This is a genomic window from Serratia sp. PL7, from assembly GCF_945957435.1.
The window spans coordinates 1-798 of record NZ_CAMFLB010000104.1 but is presented as its reverse complement, the minus strand read 5'-3'; the positions used below and the strand labels follow the sequence as shown (position 1 = coordinate 798).

2 protein-coding genes are annotated in these 798 nt (G+C 52.0%); both read left to right on the top strand.

From position 1 onward, the window contains the following. Positions 1–247 (top strand): 30S ribosomal protein S10 (gene rpsJ, locus N6G83_RS54410; protein WP_260524437.1); only part of this gene is annotated, 247 nt, incomplete at its 5' end. A gap of 32 nt (positions 248–279) precedes the next feature. Further along, positions 280–798, top strand: a 519-nt coding sequence (rplC, locus tag N6G83_RS54405) for a 50S ribosomal protein L3 (protein ID WP_260524436.1), incomplete at its 3' end; no start/stop codon positions are given.

The following is a 798-nucleotide window of genomic DNA, read 5'->3' as shown; positions in this document are numbered from 1 at the left end:
CGCGGAAATCGTCGAGACTGCAAAGCGCACTGGTGCGCAAGTCCGTGGTCCGATCCCGCTGCCAACTCGCAAAGAGCGCTTTACCGTTCTGATCTCTCCGCACGTCAACAAAGACGCGCGCGATCAGTACGAGATTCGCACTCACAAGCGTCTGGTTGACATCGTTGAGCCAACCGAGAAAACCGTTGATGCTCTGATGCGTCTGGATCTGGCTGCCGGTGTAGACGTGCAGATCAGCCTGGGTTAATCAGGTCATTGAGCGATTGAGAGGTTGAAACAATGATTGGTTTAGTCGGTAAAAAAGTGGGTATGACCCGTATCTTCACTGAAGATGGCGTTTCTATCCCAGTAACCGTAATTGAAATTGAAGCGAACCGCGTGACTCAGGTTAAAAGCCTGGACACCGACGGTTACCGTGCCGTTCAGGTTACCACTGGTAGCAAAAAAGCTAACCGTGTAACCAAGCCGGAAGCGGGCCATTTCGCTAAAGCTGGCGTTGAAGCTGGCCGTGGTCTGTGGGAATTCCGCCTTGAAGAAGGTCAAGAGTTCGCTGCAGGTCAGGAAATTAGCGTAGAAATCTTCGCTGACGTTAAAAAAGTCGATGTTACCGGTACTTCTAAAGGTAAAGGTTTTGCTGGCACTGTTAAGCGCTGGAACTTCCGTACCCAAGACGCTACCCACGGTAACTCCTTGTCTCACCGCGTTCCGGGTTCTATCGGTCAGAACCAGACTCCGGGCAAAGTGTTCAAAGGCAAGAAAATGGCTGGCCACCTGGGTGATGAGCGCGTAACCGTTCAG